18 protein-coding genes are annotated in these 16,407 nt (G+C 44.5%); 17 read left to right on the forward strand and 1 reads right to left on the reverse strand.

The annotated features are described in order from the left end of the window. Positions 1-21 precede the first annotated feature (21 nt). The 8 genes from grpE to thiI all read left to right on the forward strand — a co-directional run bounded on the left by grpE (position 22) and on the right by thiI (position 8,769). On the forward strand, positions 22-669 hold the full coding sequence (grpE, locus tag AB5916_RS05980; RefSeq protein ID WP_368189778.1) for a nucleotide exchange factor GrpE: 648 nt from the start codon (positions 22-24) through the stop codon (positions 667-669). Positions 670-685: 16 nt separating this feature from the next. Beyond that, positions 686-2,575 (forward strand): molecular chaperone DnaK, encoded by a 1,890-nt coding sequence (gene dnaK, locus AB5916_RS05985; protein WP_158421080.1) that lies wholly within the window; start codon positions 686-688, stop codon positions 2,573-2,575. 132 nt (positions 2,576-2,707) lie between these two features. After that, positions 2,708-3,892 carry a molecular chaperone DnaJ gene (dnaJ, locus tag AB5916_RS05990; protein ID WP_173727014.1) on the forward strand — a complete coding sequence of 395 codons (1,185 nt, stop codon included), beginning with the start codon at positions 2,708-2,710 and terminating at the stop codon, positions 3,890-3,892. Positions 3,893-4,005: 113 nt separating this feature from the next. Continuing rightward, complete coding sequence (locus tag AB5916_RS05995; RefSeq protein ID WP_368189734.1) at positions 4,006-4,743, forward strand: phosphatase PAP2 family protein; 738 nt, start codon at positions 4,006-4,008, stop codon at positions 4,741-4,743. Further along, entirely contained in the window at positions 4,718-5,671 is a 954-nt protein-coding gene (gene prmA / locus AB5916_RS06000; RefSeq protein ID WP_173727016.1) for a 50S ribosomal protein L11 methyltransferase, read from the forward strand. Before AB5916_RS05995 ends, prmA begins: the two co-directional genes overlap by 26 nt. Before the next feature lie 2 nt (positions 5,672-5,673). Then, positions 5,674-6,420, forward strand: coding sequence for a 16S rRNA (uracil(1498)-N(3))-methyltransferase (locus tag AB5916_RS06005; protein WP_158421084.1), 747 nt, complete (start codon positions 5,674-5,676; stop codon positions 6,418-6,420). Position 6,421: 1 nt separating this feature from the next. Next, positions 6,422-7,576, forward strand: coding sequence for a cysteine desulfurase family protein (locus AB5916_RS06010; protein WP_368189736.1), 1,155 nt, complete (start codon positions 6,422-6,424; stop codon positions 7,574-7,576). An 11-nt stretch (positions 7,577-7,587) separates the two neighbouring features. Continuing rightward, positions 7,588-8,769, forward strand: coding sequence for a tRNA uracil 4-sulfurtransferase ThiI (gene thiI, locus AB5916_RS06015; protein ID WP_368189738.1), 1,182 nt, complete (start codon positions 7,588-7,590; stop codon positions 8,767-8,769). 58 nt (positions 8,770-8,827) lie between these two features. On the opposite strand, the gene AB5916_RS06020 is transcribed toward thiI, so the two are convergent. Beyond that, the gene (locus AB5916_RS06020; protein WP_158421087.1) at positions 8,828-9,064 is read right to left on the reverse strand and encodes an HPr family phosphocarrier protein; all 237 of its coding nucleotides are present in this window, start codon (positions 9,062-9,064) and stop codon (positions 8,828-8,830) included. A 272-nt stretch (positions 9,065-9,336) separates the two neighbouring features. On the opposite strand from AB5916_RS06020, the gene mtaB reads away from it, so the two are divergent. From mtaB to AB5916_RS06065, 9 genes are all read left to right on the forward strand, one after another. Then, positions 9,337-10,656: a tRNA (N(6)-L-threonylcarbamoyladenosine(37)-C(2))-methylthiotransferase MtaB gene (gene mtaB / locus AB5916_RS06025; RefSeq protein ID WP_158421088.1), complete on the forward strand. Its 1,320-nt coding sequence runs from the start codon at positions 9,337-9,339 to the stop codon at positions 10,654-10,656. 62 nt (positions 10,657-10,718) lie between these two features. After that, the gene (locus AB5916_RS06030) at positions 10,719-10,991 is read left to right on the forward strand and encodes an IreB family regulatory phosphoprotein (RefSeq protein WP_158421089.1); all 273 of its coding nucleotides are present in this window, start codon (positions 10,719-10,721) and stop codon (positions 10,989-10,991) included. A 2-nt stretch (positions 10,992-10,993) separates the two neighbouring features. Beyond that, the gene (ruvX, locus tag AB5916_RS06035) at positions 10,994-11,443 is read left to right on the forward strand and encodes a Holliday junction resolvase RuvX (protein ID WP_158421090.1); all 450 of its coding nucleotides are present in this window, start codon (positions 10,994-10,996) and stop codon (positions 11,441-11,443) included. Further along, positions 11,443-11,697, forward strand: a complete 255-nt coding sequence (locus tag AB5916_RS06040; RefSeq protein ID WP_158421091.1) for a DUF1292 domain-containing protein — start codon at positions 11,443-11,445, stop codon at positions 11,695-11,697. Before ruvX ends, AB5916_RS06040 begins: the two co-directional genes overlap by 1 nt. 17 nt (positions 11,698-11,714) lie before the next feature. Further along, positions 11,715-13,679 (forward strand): RNase J family beta-CASP ribonuclease, encoded by a 1,965-nt coding sequence (locus AB5916_RS06045; protein ID WP_368189741.1) that lies wholly within the window; start codon positions 11,715-11,717, stop codon positions 13,677-13,679. 26 nt (positions 13,680-13,705) lie between these two features. Continuing rightward, on the forward strand, positions 13,706-14,050 hold the full coding sequence (locus AB5916_RS06050) for a YlbF family regulator (protein WP_158421092.1): 345 nt from the start codon (positions 13,706-13,708) through the stop codon (positions 14,048-14,050). Between the two features lie 38 nt (positions 14,051-14,088). Continuing rightward, positions 14,089-14,493 carry an endolytic transglycosylase MltG gene (locus AB5916_RS06055; protein WP_158421093.1) on the forward strand — a complete coding sequence of 135 codons (405 nt, stop codon included), beginning with the start codon at positions 14,089-14,091 and terminating at the stop codon, positions 14,491-14,493. Then, the gene (locus AB5916_RS06060) at positions 14,490-15,155 is read left to right on the forward strand and encodes an O-methyltransferase (protein WP_158421094.1); all 666 of its coding nucleotides are present in this window, start codon (positions 14,490-14,492) and stop codon (positions 15,153-15,155) included. Before AB5916_RS06055 ends, AB5916_RS06060 begins: the two co-directional genes overlap by 4 nt. Further along, positions 15,140-16,381 (forward strand): U32 family peptidase, encoded by a 1,242-nt coding sequence (locus AB5916_RS06065; protein WP_368189742.1) that lies wholly within the window; start codon positions 15,140-15,142, stop codon positions 16,379-16,381. The genes AB5916_RS06060 and AB5916_RS06065 overlap by 16 nt, the downstream gene beginning before the upstream one ends. The last annotated feature ends 26 nt before the right edge of the window (positions 16,382-16,407 follow it).

Raw genomic sequence — 16,407 nt, forward strand, 5'->3', positions numbered from 1 at the left:
GCGGTTGACAGCGTGTCAGATATAAAGAAAGAAACCGAAGCTACAGAAGAAACAGTTGAGATTCCGGTGACTGACGGCAGCGAAGAAGAGACAGCAGCCGAGGCTGAGGATACAGAGAAAGAATCTTCCAAAGAAGAGGAAAAAGAAGTTCCAGAGGCTGAAGCATCAGAAGAGCCAGAAACAAAAGATGCCAAACCGGAAGAAAAGACAAAGACTTCTTTCTTCGGAAAAAAGAAAAAAGATAAATTTGAACAGCAGGTGGAAGAGCTTACCGATCGTTTAAAGAGAAGCATGGCTGAGTTTGATAATTTCCGTAAAAGAACGGAAAAGGAAAAGGCCAGCATGTATGTGATCGGGGCAAGAGATATTGTTGAAAAGATCCTGCCTGTTGTGGATAATTTTGAAAGAGGACTTGCACAGGCTCCAGAGGGAGATGCCTTTGCAGATGGCATGAAGATGATCTACAAACAGTTGATGACCGCTCTTGATGAGATGGGTGTTAAGGAGATCGAGGCCAAAGGCAAAGAGTTTGATCCGAACCTCCATAATGCAGTGATGCATGTAGAGGATGAAAATGCAGGTGCTAATGAAGTAGTAGAAGTATTCCAGAAGGGATATACCTATAAAGATTTTGTTGTAAGACACAGTATGGTTAAAGTTGCAAATTAATCAGGAGGGAATTATCATGAGTAAGATTATTGGTATTGATTTAGGTACTACAAACAGTTGTGTAGCAGTTATGGAAGGTGGAAAACCTACCGTTATTGCAAATACAGAAGGATCCAGAACAACACCGTCTGTTGTTGCATTTACAAAGACAGGTGAGCGTCTGGTAGGTGAGCCTGCAAAACGTCAGGCTGTAACAAATGCAGAAAAGACAATCTCTTCCATTAAGAGAGAGATGGGTACAGATTATCGTGTAAATATTGATGGTAAGAAATATTCTCCACAGGAGATTTCCGCTATGATCCTTCAGAAGCTGAAAAAAGATGCAGAAGGATACTTAGGTGAGCCTGTAACAGAAGCGGTGATCACAGTTCCAGCATATTTCAATGATGCACAGCGTCAGGCTACCAAGGATGCAGGTAAGATCGCAGGTCTTGATGTAAAACGTATTATCAACGAGCCTACAGCAGCAGCTCTTGCTTATGGTCTTGATAATGAAAAAGAGCAGAAGATCATGGTATATGACCTTGGCGGTGGTACATTTGATGTTTCTATCATTGAGATCGGCGATGGTGTTATCGAGGTTCTTTCCACAGCAGGTAATAACCGTCTTGGTGGTGATGACTTCGACCAGAGAATCACAGATTATATGCTTTCCGAGTTCAAGAAGAACGAGGGTGTTGATTTAAGCAACGATAAGATGGCACTTCAGAGACTGAAAGAAGCAGCTGAGAAAGCAAAGAAAGAGCTTTCTTCTGCAACAACAACCAATATTAACCTGCCGTTCATTACAGCTACAGCAGAAGGTCCGAAGCATTTCGATATGAACCTTACAAGAGCTAAATTCGATGAACTGACACATGATCTGGTTGAGAAGACTGCAGAGCCGGTTCGCCGTGCACTTTCAGATGCTGGCCTTACAGCATCTGAGCTTGGTCAGGTACTTCTGGTTGGTGGATCTACACGTATCCCTGCTGTTCAGGATAAGGTTCGTCAGCTGACTGGCAAGGAGCCAAGCAAATCTCTTAACCCGGATGAGTGTGTTGCACTTGGTGCTTCCGTACAGGGTGGTAAGCTTGCAGGAGAGGCTGGCGCAGGTGATATCCTTCTTCTGGATGTTACTCCGCTGTCACTTTCTATTGAGACAATGGGTGGTATTGCTACAAGACTGATCGAGAGAAATACAACCATTCCTACAAAGAAGAGCCAGATCTTCTCTACAGCAGCAGATAATCAGACTGCCGTAGACATTAACGTAGTACAGGGTGAGCGTCAGTTCGCAAAAGACAACAAATCCCTTGGACAGTTCCGTCTGGATGGTATTCCGCCAGCACGTCGTGGTGTTCCGCAGATTGAGGTTACATTTGATATTGATGCCAATGGTATCGTAAATGTATCTGCAAAAGATCTTGGTACAGGTAAAGAGCAGCACATTACCATTACAGCAGGATCTAATATGTCTGAGTCCGATATCGACAAGGCAGTAAAAGAAGCTGCTGAGTTTGAGGCACAGGATAAGAAACGTAAAGAAGCAATCGATACAAAGAACAATGCAGATTCCATGGTATTCCAGGTTGAGAATGCCCTGAAAGAAGCAGGAGATAAGATCGATGCCAATGATAAGGCAGCAGTCGAGTCTGATCTGAATGCCCTGAAAGATATCCTTGCAAAATGCACAAATCCTGATGAAGTTACAGATTCTCAGGTAGCTGATATCAAAGCTGCACAGGAGAAGATGATGGAAAGTGCTCAGAAGCTTTTTGCAAAGATGTATGAGGCACAGAATCCACAGGGTGGAGCTGCAGGAGCAGGCCCGGATATGGGAGGCGCATCCCAGGGCGGAGCTACAGGCAGCAATGAAGCCGGATATGGTGATGATGTAGTTGACGCTGACTACAAAGAGGTGTAAAATAGCAGCTGTCTGTTTTTAATAGCACAGACGGCAGCATAAATAAAGTGACTGTTATGACGGCTGCTGCTTTGAAATAGAAGTGGCAGCCGATGTTAAGGTTCTAAATAATTATATTAGGGAAAAGAGACTATGGCTGATAAAAGAGATTACTACGAGGTTCTTGGTGTTGACAGGAATGCGGATGATGCAACACTGAAAAAAGCATATCGACAGTTAGCCAAGAAGTATCATCCGGATGTAAACCCGGGAGACAAAGAAGCTGAAGCAAAATTTAAAGAAGCCACAGAAGCCTACAGCGTGCTAAGTGATCCTGCGAAAAGAAAACAGTATGATCAGTTCGGGCATGCAGCCTTTGAAAATGGTGGCGGCGGTGGTGCTGGTGGTTTTGGTGGATTTGATTTTTCAGGTTCAGACATGGGAGATATTTTCGGGGACATATTTGGCGATTTGTTTGGAGGCGGAAGCAGGAGAAGACCGAATAACGGGCCTACAAAGGGAGCCAATCTCCGTGCAAGAGTCAATATTACATTTGAGGAAGCTGTTTTCGGATGTGATAAGGAGCTGGAGATCACATTAAAAGATGAATGCACTACCTGCCACGGCACAGGAGCCAAACCGGGTACATCTCCGGTTACCTGTCCAAGATGTAACGGGGAAGGTCAGATCGTCTATACCCAGCAGTCCATGTTTGGCATGGTGCGTAATGTACAGACCTGTCCGGACTGCCATGGAACTGGAAAGATCATCAAAGAAAAGTGTTCCGCTTGTCGGGGAACCGGTTATACTTCCAGCAGGAAGAAGATCCAGGTGTCCGTACCGGCAGGTATTGACAATGGACAGAGCATCCGCATCCGTGAGAAGGGTGAGCCAGGAGTAAACGGAGGACCAAGAGGAGATCTTCTTGTTGAAGTGAACGTGGCTCGTCATCCTATTTTCCAGAGACAGGATATGAATATTTTTTCCACAGCTCCTATTACTTATGCTCAGGCAGCATTGGGCGGAGATGTGAAGATCAGCACTGTGGACGGAGATGTGGTATATACAGTGAAGCCCGGCACACAGACAGACACCAGGATCCGCCTGAAAGGCAAAGGAGTTCCTTCCCTGCGGAATAAGAACATACGTGGTGATCATTATGTTACCCTGGTGGTTCAGGTTCCTACAGGCCTGAATGAAGAGGCCAAGGAAGCCCTTCGCAGATTTGATGAAGCTTGCGGCAACCGTCCTGCTGAAGCAAAGGGGGATGGCCCTGAAAAGAGCGAAAAGAAGAAAAAGAGCTTTATGGATAAGCTGAAAGAGACTTTTGAAGAGTAAAATAAAGGTTTGACGGTGAGAAATACGAGAAAAGAGGGATTCACCTCTTTTCTTTTTTTGTGTCTTATTGTATATTAAGGGTTAGACCTAATATAGAAAAGGAGTCGTCGGCTTTGAAAGAAAAAGCAAAATGGAAACAATTTCTTGATAAATATGTACCCAGATGGGCGGTTCTCCCGCTTTTGACTATCCTGGCAGCCAACTGCCTGATCTACTGGGGAAGTGATCTTCTTACTGCAAACAGGCATCATTTTGATTTTACCATGGGATTTGACCGGGCTGTGCCTCTGGTTCCATTTTTTGTGTGGTTTTATATCCTGGCATTTCCTTTCTGGGCAATTGGATATCTTCTGTCTGCAAGAAGGGGGAAAGAAATATTTTACAGATTTGTGGCTACAGACCTGACCATTCATCTGACATGCTTTATTTTATTCCTAGTAATCCCTACTACCAATATCCGACCGGAGCTGACAGATGGCACTATTTCTGAAAAGATCCTGGGTATTGTGTATGCTATGGATGGAGGTGTGCATCCATCTAATCTTTTTCCTTCCATCCATTGTTATGTAAGCTGGATGTGTTATCGTGGACTTAAGGGAGCCAGGGAGATTCCTGTGTGGTATCAGAGATTTTCCTTTGTATTTGCATCACTGATCATTGTTTCCACCCAGGTATTGAAGCAGCATTATATTGTGGATGCTGTGGCAGGAGTGGCACTTGTGGAAATATTCTGGAGATTTTACGGTAAAAAGCAGCGATACCAGAAGCTGATGGGATTTTTTGAGGTGTTAAATCACAAGATTTGGAAAGGAGAAGGAAATTTAGATGAAGTGGAATCGTTTTACCATTAAGACAAAAACAGAGGCAGAGGATGTGATCATTTCAGCTCTTGCGGATGTGGGAATCCAGGGTGTGGAGATCCAGGACAAGCAGCCTCTTACAGATGAAGATAAAGCACAGATGTTTGTAGATATTATGCCTGATTGTCCAGAGGATGACGGGATCGCATACCTGAATTTTTATCTTGAAGAAGATGAGGATATAGAAGAAGTACTGCAAAATGTACGCCAGGTACTGGATGAGGTCAGCTCTTATATGGATATTGGAGAGGGCAGTATTGAACAGTCCCAGACAGAGGATAAGGACTGGATCAATAACTGGAAAGAATACTTCCATCAGTTTTATGTAGATGATATTCTGATCGTACCTTCCTGGGAAGAGGTTAAAGAAGAGGATAAAGGGAAAATGATCCTTCATATCGATCCGGGCACTGCTTTTGGCACTGGTATGCATGAGACGACCCAGCTGGTGATCCGCCAGCTGAAAAAGCTGGTCCATAAAGATACACAGATGCTGGATGTAGGAACAGGAAGCGGTATTCTTGGCATTGTAGGATTGAAGCTGGGAGCAGCCCATGTAGTTGGCACGGATCTGGATCCCTGTGCAGTTCCTGCAGTCGCAGAGAATAAAGAAGCCAATGGGATCCCGGATGATGCCTTTGATATGATGATCGGTAATATTATTGATGATAAGAAGATCCAGGATCAGGCAGGCTACGAGAAGTATGATCTTGTAACAGCCAATATCCTGGCAGATGTATTGGTTGCTCTGACACCAGAAGTGGTAAGCCATATGAAAAAGGGCGCTTATTATGTAACATCAGGGATTCTGGATGTGAAAGAGGACACGGTGGTACAGGCTGTGAAAGCTGCCGGTCTTTTGGTGGAAGAGATCACCCATCAGGGTGAGTGGGTATGTGTGACAGCAAGAAAGGAATAAGCATGCAGAGATTTTTTGTAGAGCCTGGACAGGTAGATGAAGCTGCAGGACAGATCCTGATCTGTGGGGATGATGTGAACCATATCCGGAATGTGCTCCGTATGCGGGAAGGTGAAGAACTTTGGATCAGTGCAGGGGGCGAAAAGGAATATTATTGCAGCATCCAATCCCTTTCACCGGAACAGATAGAACTTAAGATTTATTATATTTCCAGACCGGATTATGAACTTCCAACCCGGCTGTATCTTTTTCAGGGGATTCCCAAAGGAGATAAGATGGATCTGATCGTGCAGAAAGCAGTGGAGCTTGGGGCTTATTCCATTATCCCGGTAGAGATGAAACGGTGTGTGGTACGGCTTGATGCCAAGAAAGCCCAGAAGAAACAGCAAAGATGGCAGCAGATCGCAGAAGGTGGTGCAAAGCAGTCGAGAAGGATGATCGTTCCAAAGGTAGAGCCGGTAATGTCCTTCAAAGAAGCTTTGGATTTTGCCGGGCAGATGGATCTTTGTCTTATTCCGTATGAGAATGCTAAGGGAATGGAAGAAACACGACAGATTCTGTCTCAAGTAAAGCCAGGGATGAGCGTAGGGATATTTATTGGTCCTGAAGGCGGTCTTGAAAAAGAAGAGGTCCAGCTTGCCATGGAACATGGAGCAAGACAGATCACACTGGGGCACAGGATCCTGCGTACAGAGACAGCAGGCATGGCGATCCTGTCAGTACTGATGTTCCAGCTGGAGGAAAGATAAGATGGAAGCATATTTTGATAATTCAGCCACAACCAGATGCTATCCTCAGGTAGCACAGATCGTGGTAAAAACAATGACAGAGGATTTCGGCAACCCTTCATCCATGCATCAGAAGGGTGTGGAAGCAGAAAAATACATCCGCGATACAAAGGAGATCCTTGCAAGGATCCTGAAAGTAAAGGAAAAAGAGATCTTTTTTACATCCGGTGGGACAGAAAGCAATAATCTTGCCTTGTTTGGGGCAGCCCAGGCTAATGCAAGAAGTGGAAAACACGTGATCACTACAGCAGTGGAGCATGCAGCAGTAGGGCAGCCAATGGAAAGGCTGGCGCAAATGGGCTATGAAGTTACAGTCCTTCCTGTAGATCGTACAGGTGTGGTAGATATGAAAGCCTTGGAAGAAGCACTTCGTCCGGATACGATCCTTGTTTCTACCATGTATGTGAATAATGAAGTGGGTGCAGTGATGCCTGTGGAAAAGATCGGAGCACTTGTCCATGAGAAAAGCCCTAAGGCTTTGTACCATGTGGATGCTATCCAGGCATTTGGAAAATATACCATCCATCCTAAAAAGACAGGGATTGATCTGTTGTCTGTAAGCAGTCATAAGCTGCATGGACCAAAGGGGGTTGGTTTTTTGTATATCAACGAGAAAGCAAAGATACAGCCCCAGATCCTTGGTGGCGGACAGCAGGATGGGATGCGTTCCGGTACAGACAATGTACCGGGGATCGCAGGTCTTGGTGTAGCTGCACAGATGGTTTATGACCATTTGGAGGAAAACAGGGAGCATCTTTATCAGCTGAAGGAATACTTGGCAGAGGGGCTTTTAAAGCTGGATGATGTATGCCTGAATGGTATGGGATTACGGGAAGGGGCACCACAGATCTTAAGTGCCAGCTTTCTTGGTATTAGAAGCGAAGTACTGCTTCATACACTGGAAGACCGGGGAATCTATGTTTCAGCAGGAAGCGCCTGCTCAAGCCATAAACGTAAAGCAGCAGGTACTTTGGCTGCCATGGGAATGCCGGTCTCCCAGAAAGAGAGTACACTTCGGTTCAGCTTTTCAGAAGAAAATACATTTGAAGAAATTGATTACTGTCTGGAAGTCCTTCGGGAAGTGGTTCCTGTACTTCGCAGATATTCCAGGCATTAGGAGGAGAATTAATGATATATCATGCATTTTTGATCAAGTATGCAGAGATTGCCATCAAGGGAAAGAACAGATACCTGTTTGAGGATGCCCTTGTAAAGCAGATGAACATTGCCCTTTCTGCAGTAGAAGGAGATTTTAGTGTTGTTAAGGAGCAGGGACGCATTTATGTATTCTGCCCGGAAGAATATGATTATGAAGATACAGTGGCAGCTTTGAAAAGGGTATTTGGCATCGTATATATCTGCCCTGTTGTGATTTATGAAGATCAGGGCTTTGACCAGATGGCAAAGGATGTGGTTTCTTATATGCAGGCCTGCCATCCGGGATATGCAGGCACTTTTAAGGTCTATACAAGAAGGGCAAAGAAATCTTATCCTATTCCATCTATGGAGGTAAGTGCAAAGCTTGGCGGCAGTATTCTGGATGCTTTTCCGGAGGCAAGGGTGGATGTACATGAGCCTGCGCTTACACTTTCCGTGGAGATCCGTGAGAAGATCTATGTTTATTCCCAGGCTATCAAGGGACCGGGCGGTATGCCGGTTGGAACCAATGGCAAGGCAATGCTTCTGCTTTCCGGCGGTATTGACAGTCCGGTAGCAGGATATATGATCGCAAAGCGTGGAGTAAAGATTGAGGCTGTCTATTTCCATGCTCCGCCATACACCAGTGAGCGTGCAAAGCAGAAGGTTGTGGATCTGGCAAAGCTGGTGGCAAAATACAGCGGTCCTATCCGCCTCCATGTAGTAAACTTTACAGATATCCAATTATATATTTATGATCAGTGTCCACATGATGAGCTGACCATTATCATGCGCCGCTATATGATGAGGATCGCAGAGCATTTTGCTAAGAAGGACAATTGTCTGGGACTGATCACAGGAGAGAGCATCGGTCAGGTAGCCAGTCAGACCCTGCAGAGTCTTGCTGCCACCAATGAGGTGTGTACACTGCCTGTATACAGACCTGTGATTGGATTTGACAAGCAGGAGATTGTGGAAAGAGCCTGGGAGATCGGTACATACGATACTTCTGTCCTTCCTTATGAAGACTGCTGTACCATTTTTGTGGCAAAGCATCCGGTAACAAAGCCAAATCTGAAGGTGATCAGCCGTTCAGAGGAGAAGCTTTCTGAGAAGATCCAGGAGCTGATGGATGAGGCATTAAGAACCGCAGAGGTGATTGAGATAAGATAAAAATAAAAAAAGAGGAACTGTGTACAGTTCCTCCCCAGATGGCTGGTGATGATGAAAATTATTCTACAGTATATTTCTGGATAATATCCATTACACCGTCAAGTGCGGATCCGTCAGCGTGGATGTTCAGGTCGATAGGCTTGGATAAGTCAAGGCTGAAGATACCCATGATTGACTTGGCGTCAATAACATATCTGCCGGATACTAAATCAAAGTCACAGTCAAATTTGCTGATTTCATTAACGAATGCTTTCACCTTGTCAATAGAGTTAAGTGAGATTTTTACTGTTTTCATTTTAATAACCTCCCTTGGGATAATTGTTATTTGTAACGGTTCAGTAACTGACAGGATGCTGCCGGCTGAATTGTTACGTTATCTTACAGATTTCATCTTACCTGTGCATATTCTAAAAGTCAAGGTGAAAAGAGATAAAAAAAATCGAAAGAATTAGTGAAATTGTATAAAAAATAAAAACGCTGCAGAAGCAAGATATACGTTGTATGATGCACATCTTGCAGTAAGAATGCCTGTGAGCATTCATGAAAGGAAAGTAGGAATCGGAAAATATGAAGAAAAAAGCAGCATTGCATAACCTGGGATGCAAGGTAAATGCCTATGAGGTAGAGGCCATGCAGCAGCTTTTGGAACAGGCCGGGTATGAAATCGTACCTTTTGAACCTGGGGCAGATGTTTATGTGATCAATACATGCACTGTTACCAATATTGCAGACCGTAAATCAAGACAGATGCTTCACAAAGCAAAAAAAATGAATCCGGAAGCAGTGGTAGTGGCTACCGGGTGTTATGTGCAGACTGATCAGGGAAAGCTGGATAAGGATCCGGCTGTGGATCTGATCCTTGGAAATAACCAGAAAAAGAACATTGTACAGGCACTGGAGGAATACCAGGAAGTCAGAGAAAAGGCTGCCCATGTGATCAAAATCAACCAGACAAAAGAATACGAAGAATTGAATATCCAGAAAACAGCAGAGCATGTGCGTGCTTATATCAAAGTACAGGATGGATGCAATCAGTTCTGTACCTATTGTATCATTCCTTATGCAAGAGGCAGAGTCCGCAGCAGGAAAGCAGAGCATGTGTTGAAGGAAGTGCAGGCACTGGCAGATGCAGGATACAAGGAAGTGGTGCTTACCGGGATCCATTTATCTTCCTATGGTGTGGATTTTCAGGAAGAAGAAAAAGAAACCCTTCTGTCTTTGATACTGAAAGTGCACCAGATCGATGGGATCCGACGGATCCGCCTGGGGTCCTTGGAGCCTGGGATCGTAACAAGGGAGTTTGCACAGACTTTATCTGGCCTTCCGAAAATTTGTCCCCATTTTCATCTTTCCTTACAAAGCGGCTGTGATGCAACGCTTCAGCGTATGAACCGGAGATACAGAAGTGATGAATACAGGCAGAAGTGTAAGCTTTTGCGGGAGTATTTTTCCAATCCTGCGCTGACCACAGATGTGATCGTAGGTTTTCCAATGGAGACAGAAGAAGAGTTTTTACAGTCAAAGAATTTTGTGGACAGCATCCATTTTTATGAAACCCATATTTTTAAATATTCCATGCGTCAGGGCACTAAGGCAGCAGCTATGGAAGGACAGATCCCGGAGCCAGTAAAAGCAGGACGCAGTGATCAGATGCTTCAGATGCATCATATTCATGCGGCTGAATATGAAAGATCTCTTCTTGGGCAGAAGCTGGAAGTGCTTCTGGAAGAAGAAATTCAGGTAAATGGCAGAGAATATTATCTGGGACACAGTAAGGAGTATGTAAAGGTAGCAGTGGAGAAATCCAAAGGGTATGGCATAAATGATATTATCACACTTCAGGCAGAGGACTTTTTGGACCAACATATGCTCCTTGGAAAGTTTTGATTGTATTTTACTGAGAATTATATTATTATAAAATAGAAATAATTTTAAGGACGTGAGAGACAATGGCAGAGAACAATCTGGGAAGTACACAGTATTTCCGTTCAAAACCGGACCAGGATCTGGAAGTTAAGGAGATTCTGGATCTGGTGTACAATGCGATGGAAGAAAAGGGATACAATCCTGTGAATCAGATCGTTGGTTATATTATGTCTGGTGATCCCACTTATATCACCAGCCATAAGGGAGCCAGAAGCATGATCATGAAAGTGGAACGTGACGAACTGGTAGAAGAGCTTCTTACCGAGTATATTAAGAACAGATCCTGGGAAGGCTGATTATGAGAATTCTGGGATTAGATTACGGTTCTAAGACAGTGGGAGTTGCAGTGAGTGATCCGTTAGGCATAACAGCACAGGGTGTGAGTACGATCTGGCGCAAGCAGGAGAACAAGCTTCGCCAGACACTTGCCCAGATCGGGAAACTTGTTGAGGATTACCAGGTGGAACGGATTGTACTTGGATATCCTAAGAACATGAATAATACAGTAGGAGAGCGGGCTTTGAAATCTCTGGAGTTTAAAGAAATGCTGGAGAGACGTACAGGCCTGCCTGTTGTTATGTGGGACGAAAGACTGACTACAGTAGAAGCGAACCGTACATTGATGGAATCAGGAGTAAGGCGTGAGAACCGCAAACAGTATCTGGATGAGTTGGCGGCTATTTTTATTTTGCAGAGTTACCTGGACGCATACGGACGGGAAGATGCAGTGAGAGAGGTTAATATCTGATGGAAAAGATCAAATTTCAGTCCGAGGACGGAATCGTAGAATTTTATGTTGAAGAGCAGACCACAATTGCAGGGATCACCTATCTCCTTGTTTCTGATTCGCAGGATGATGAAGCAAATGCCTATATTTTGAAGGATATCTCTGAGAAAGACAGTCAGGAAGCATGTTATGAGATGATCCAGGATGATTCGGAGCTTGAAGCTATATCCAGAGTCTTTGCCCAAATGTTAGATGACGTGGACCTTGAAGCATAAAATGGAGGACGAAGCGATTGAAAAGCGAAAACAATGAGAATAGGAACAGCAGCGGGCAGTCACCGGCTGCTATGTGGGGAACCAAAAAACAGTCCACAAATACAAAACAGAAAAATTATAATTATAAATACAAATCAAAATCAGGATATAACAGGCAGAATTCGAAAAGTACAGGCAAGCCGGCTGTAAAAGCTGCTGTGAAACCAGAAGCAAAGGCAGTTGTAAAGCCATCACTAAAGTCGGCAGAAAAGCTGGCAGAAAAGCCATCCAGGCAGCTCCCCAAGAATCCTGTAAAGGGTGTGGCGAAAAGAGGCAGAAAGTCCGGTTATACAGGTAAGAAGCTAAAGATCATCCCGCTGGGAGGACTTGAGCAGATCGGTATGAATATTACAGCTTTTGAATATGATGACAGCATTGTAGTAGTGGACTGCGGTCTTGCTTTCCCTGAGGATGATATGCTGGGTATCGACCTGGTGATCCCGGATGTGACTTATTTGAAGGATAATATTTCCAAGGTTAAAGGATTTGTGATCACTCATGGGCATGAGGATCATATCGGGGCATTGCCTTATGTACTCCGGGATGTAAATGTGCCGATCTATTCCACAAAGCTGACCCTGGCACTGATCGCCAACAAGCTGAAAGAGCACAATCTTACCAGGACAACTAAATTAAAAGAAGTAAAGCATGGACAGGTTATCAATCTTGGCGATTTTTCTATTGAATTTATTAAAACAAACCACAGTATCCAGGATGCATCAGCTCTGGCTATCTACTCACCGGTAGGCATTGTTGTCCACACCGGAGACTTTAAGGTGGATTATACACCTGTATTCGGAGATGCCATTGACCTGCAGCGTTTTGCCGAAATTGGCAGAAAGGGAGTACTGGCACTGATGTGCGACAGTACCAATGCAGAGCGTCCGGGATTTACCATGTCTGAGCGGACAGTGGGTCATGTTTTTGACAATTTGTTTAATGAGCATAAATCTTCCAGGATCATTATTGCCACTTTTGCGTCCAACGTAGATCGTGTACAGCAGATTATTAATACTGCATACCGGTTTGGCAGGAAAGTGGCAGTTGAAGGACGCAGCATGGTAAATGTTATCACCACTGCTGCAGAACTGGGATATCTTCGGGTACCGGATCAGACCTTGATCGAGATCGATCAGGTAAAGAATTATCCGGATGAGCAGGTAGCACTTATCACTACTGGAAGTCAGGGAGAGTCTATGGCAGCGCTTTCCCGTATGGCAGCCAATATCCATAAGAAGATCACTATAAAGCCTAATGATACGATTATTTTCAGCTCAAACCCTATCCCTGGCAATGAGAAAGCTGTATCCAAAGTAATCAATGAGCTTTCTATGAAGGGGGCAAAGGTTATTTTCCAGGATGCCCATGTTTCCGGACATGCCTGCCAGGAAGAGATCAAGCTTCTTTATTCCCTTGTTCGTCCAAAGTATGCCATTCCTGTACATGGTGAGTACCGCCATTTGACTGCACAGAAGCATGTTGCAGAAGAACTGGGATATTCTGATGAGAATATATTCATTCTTTCATCCGGCTGTGTGCTTGAGATGGATGGTCAGGATGCAGAAGTAACTGGCAAGGTGCATACTGGTGCGATCCTTGTGGATGGACTTGGTGTAGGTGATGTAGGGAATATTGTGCTCCGTGACCGTCAGCATCTTGCAGAAGACGGGATCATGATCGTTGTTATGACACTTGAGCGTCACAGCAATGTAGTACTTGCAGGACCGGATATTGTTTCAAGAGGATTTGTTTATGTGAGGGAATCTGAGGACTTGATGGATCATGCCAGAGAGACAGTGGAGAATGCGCTGGATGAATGTCTGGAGAAGAATATCACAGACTGGAGCAAGATCAAGACAAATGTGAAAGATGCATTAAGCGATTATGTTTGGAAGAGGACAAAGAGAAGTCCTATGATCCTGCCCATTATTATGGAGGCGTAGCCTCCAGGGAGGTACAAAAGAAATAAATGGATACGAAAGTAATTGAAGAAAAGATCGATTCCCTGCTGGATGCTGTTAAAAACAGCAGGGAATATGAGGAATACAAAAAACAGGAAGAACTTCTGGATCAGGATCCGGATTTGAAGGCAAGGGTTTTTCAATTCCGCAGTAATAATTTTCGGATGCAGAATGAGACCGGAAGGGATGATCTGTTCCAGGTGGCAGAACAGCTGTCAAGGGAGTCCAAAGAGCTTCGCAGGAATCCGCAGGTGAATGCATACCTGGATGCAGAGCTTGCCTTATGCAGGCTGATGCAGAAGATCTGTATCCGTGTGACAGAAGGAATCCATATACAGATTCCGGAGTTCTGACAGATGGCCACAGGAAAGCCTATGTAAAGGAGGTTGTAATGGGAAATACCAGAGACAAGATAGGAAAAGCCGGACTGGTTTTTGCAGGCGGAGTGTTCCGGATCGCATTGTACGTATGTGTTGCAGTGTTTATATTCTGGGCAGGAAAGACTACCTATCAGTTTGGATATGACATATTTAACCAACAGGCAATGAGCCCTGGGGATGGACAGGAAGTAACTGTTGTGATCCCAGAAGGATCTTCTGAATATCAGATCGGAGAGATTCTGGAAGCCAAAGGACTGATCAAGGATGCCAAGGTGTTCTATGTACAGGAGAAATTATCCAATTACAAAGGAAAGCTGAAAGCTGGTACATATTTGCTCAGTACAGCATATACACCTACCAGGATCATGGGGATCCTTGCAGGAGATACAGAGCAGGAAGGGGTAAGCAATTCGTGATCGTAGAAGAGAGAATGCGGACCTTTATTAATTCCCTGGATACCGGGAATACACCATTTCTTGAAGAATTGGAGCAGTATGCTTTGCAGGAAAGGGTTCCGGTGATCCGCAGGGAAATGCAAAGCTTCATAAAGATGCTTCTGGCACTGCAAAGACCGAAGCGCATTCTTGAGGTGGGGACAGCCATTGGCTTCTCCACACTTCTTATGTGTGAATATGGTCCTGCAGATGTACAGATTACTACTATAGAAAATTACGAAAAAAGAATTCCCCTGGCAAAGGAGAATTTCAGAAAAGCCGGGCAGGAGTCAAAGATCACCCTTCTGGAAGGGGACGCAACAAAGATACTGGCCGGTCTTTCTGGTTCTTATGACCTGATCTTTATGGATGCTGCAAAGGGACAGTACATCCACTGGCTTCCGGATGTGATTCGCCTGCTTAAGAAAGGAGGGGTTCTCTTGTCTGACAATGTGTTGCAGGATGGAAATCTTATAGAGTCCCATTACATTGTGGAAAGGCGTGACCGGACGATCTACAAAAGAATGCGGGAATATCTGTACCAGCTGAAACATGATCCATTACTGGAAACCTCCATTCTTCCCCTGGGAGACGGAGTGACTGTAAGTGTGAAGAAGGAGGAAATAGAATGGGAGAACCATTAAAAAGACCTGAACTGCTTGTTCCAGCCAGCAGTCTGGAGGTGTTGAAGATTGCGGTTATTTTCGGGGCTGATGCAGTATATATCGGTGGAGAAGCTTTCGGACTTCGTGCAAAAGCAAAGAACTTTTCTCATGAAGATATGTTTCAGGGGATTGCTTTTGCCCATGAGCACGGGGTAAAAGTATATGTTACGGTGAATATCCTGGCACACAATTATGACCTGGAAGGAGTGCGGGAATATTTAAAAGAATTAAAAGAATTGAAACCGGACGGATTGATCATTGCAGATCCAGGTATATTTACTTATGCCAGGGAGATCTGCCCTGAGATTGAATGCCATATCAGTACCCAGGCCAATAATACCAATTATGAAACCTTCCTTTTCTGGTACAGGCTTGGAGCAAAGCGTGTAGTTACAGCAAGGGAGCTGTCTCTGGAAGAGATTCGTCAGATCCGGGCACATATCCCGGAAGATCTGGAGATAGAAACCTTTGTCCATGGGGCAATGTGTATCTCTTATTCCGGACGCTGCCTTCTCAGCAATTATATGGTGGGAAGAGATGCCAACCGGGGAGCCTGCACTCATCCCTGCAGATGGAAATATTCCATTGTAGAGGAGAAACGCCCAGGCGAGTATATGCCTGTTTATGAAAATGAAAGAGGCACTTATATTTTTAATTCCAAGGATCTTTGCATGATAGAGCATATGGATGATATTATGACCAGCGGCATTGACAGTCTGAAGATCGAAGGCAGGATGAAAACGGCTTTGTATGTAGCCACGGTTGCCCGCACCTATCGGAAAGCCATTGATGATTATATGGAATCACCTGAGAAGTATCAGGCAAATATGCCTTGGTACCAGGAGCAGATTTCCAATTGTACTTATCGTCAGTTTACAACCGGGTTTTTTTATGGGAAGCCGGACAGCAATACCCAGATTTATACAGATAATACCTATGAGAAGAATTTTACTTATCTGGGCTTTGCAGAGGCTGTTGATGAAAGCGGTCGTATCCAGATCACTCAGAGAAATAAGTTTTCTGTAGGTGAAACCATACAGATCATGAAGCCGGATGGACGGAATCTGGATGTAACTGTCCGTGGGATCTATGACTGTGATGGCACATCAATGGAAAGTGCACCTCATGCCCAGCAGAAGCTGTGGATCGATCTTGGGGCAGATATCCAGGAGTATGATATTCTGCGAAGAGAAGAAGAACAATAGACATATTTACGACAACTGTGAATGTC

The sequence above is a fragment of the Blautia sp. 1033sp1_1033st1_G9_1033SCRN_220408 genome (genome assembly GCF_040929965.1).
Classification (GTDB): domain Bacteria; phylum Bacillota; class Clostridia; order Lachnospirales; family Lachnospiraceae; genus Blautia_A; species Blautia_A ammoniilytica.

What these genes read in the sequence shown, in the direction of transcription:
- dnaK (WP_158421080.1), top strand. Translation starts at nt 686, where the DNA reads ATGAGTAAGATTATTGGTATTGATTTAGGTACTACAAACAGTTGTGTA.
- mtaB (WP_158421088.1), top strand. Translation starts at nt 9,337, where the DNA reads ATGAAGAAAAAAGCAGCATTGCATAACCTGGGATGCAAGGTAAATGCC.
- AB5916_RS06065 (WP_368189742.1), top strand. Translation starts at nt 15,140, where the DNA reads ATGGGAGAACCATTAAAAAGACCTGAACTGCTTGTTCCAGCCAGCAGT.
- AB5916_RS06055 (WP_158421093.1), top strand. Translation starts at nt 14,089, where the DNA reads ATGGGAAATACCAGAGACAAGATAGGAAAAGCCGGACTGGTTTTTGCA.
- AB5916_RS06050 (WP_158421092.1), top strand. Translation starts at nt 13,706, where the DNA reads ATGGATACGAAAGTAATTGAAGAAAAGATCGATTCCCTGCTGGATGCT.
- AB5916_RS06040 (WP_158421091.1), top strand. Translation starts at nt 11,443, where the DNA reads ATGGAAAAGATCAAATTTCAGTCCGAGGACGGAATCGTAGAATTTTAT.
- dnaJ (WP_173727014.1), top strand. Translation starts at nt 2,708, where the DNA reads ATGGCTGATAAAAGAGATTACTACGAGGTTCTTGGTGTTGACAGGAAT.
- AB5916_RS06005 (WP_158421084.1), top strand. Translation starts at nt 5,674, where the DNA reads ATGCAGAGATTTTTTGTAGAGCCTGGACAGGTAGATGAAGCTGCAGGA.
- thiI (WP_368189738.1), top strand. Translation starts at nt 7,588, where the DNA reads ATGATATATCATGCATTTTTGATCAAGTATGCAGAGATTGCCATCAAG.
- ruvX (WP_158421090.1), top strand. Translation starts at nt 10,994, where the DNA reads ATGAGAATTCTGGGATTAGATTACGGTTCTAAGACAGTGGGAGTTGCA.
- AB5916_RS06010 (WP_368189736.1), top strand. Translation starts at nt 6,422, where the DNA reads ATGGAAGCATATTTTGATAATTCAGCCACAACCAGATGCTATCCTCAG.
- AB5916_RS06030 (WP_158421089.1), top strand. Translation starts at nt 10,719, where the DNA reads ATGGCAGAGAACAATCTGGGAAGTACACAGTATTTCCGTTCAAAACCG.
- prmA (WP_173727016.1), top strand. Translation starts at nt 4,718, where the DNA reads ATGAAGTGGAATCGTTTTACCATTAAGACAAAAACAGAGGCAGAGGAT.
- AB5916_RS06020 (WP_158421087.1), bottom strand. Translation starts at nt 9,064, where the DNA reads ATGAAAACAGTAAAAATCTCACTTAACTCTATTGACAAGGTGAAAGCA.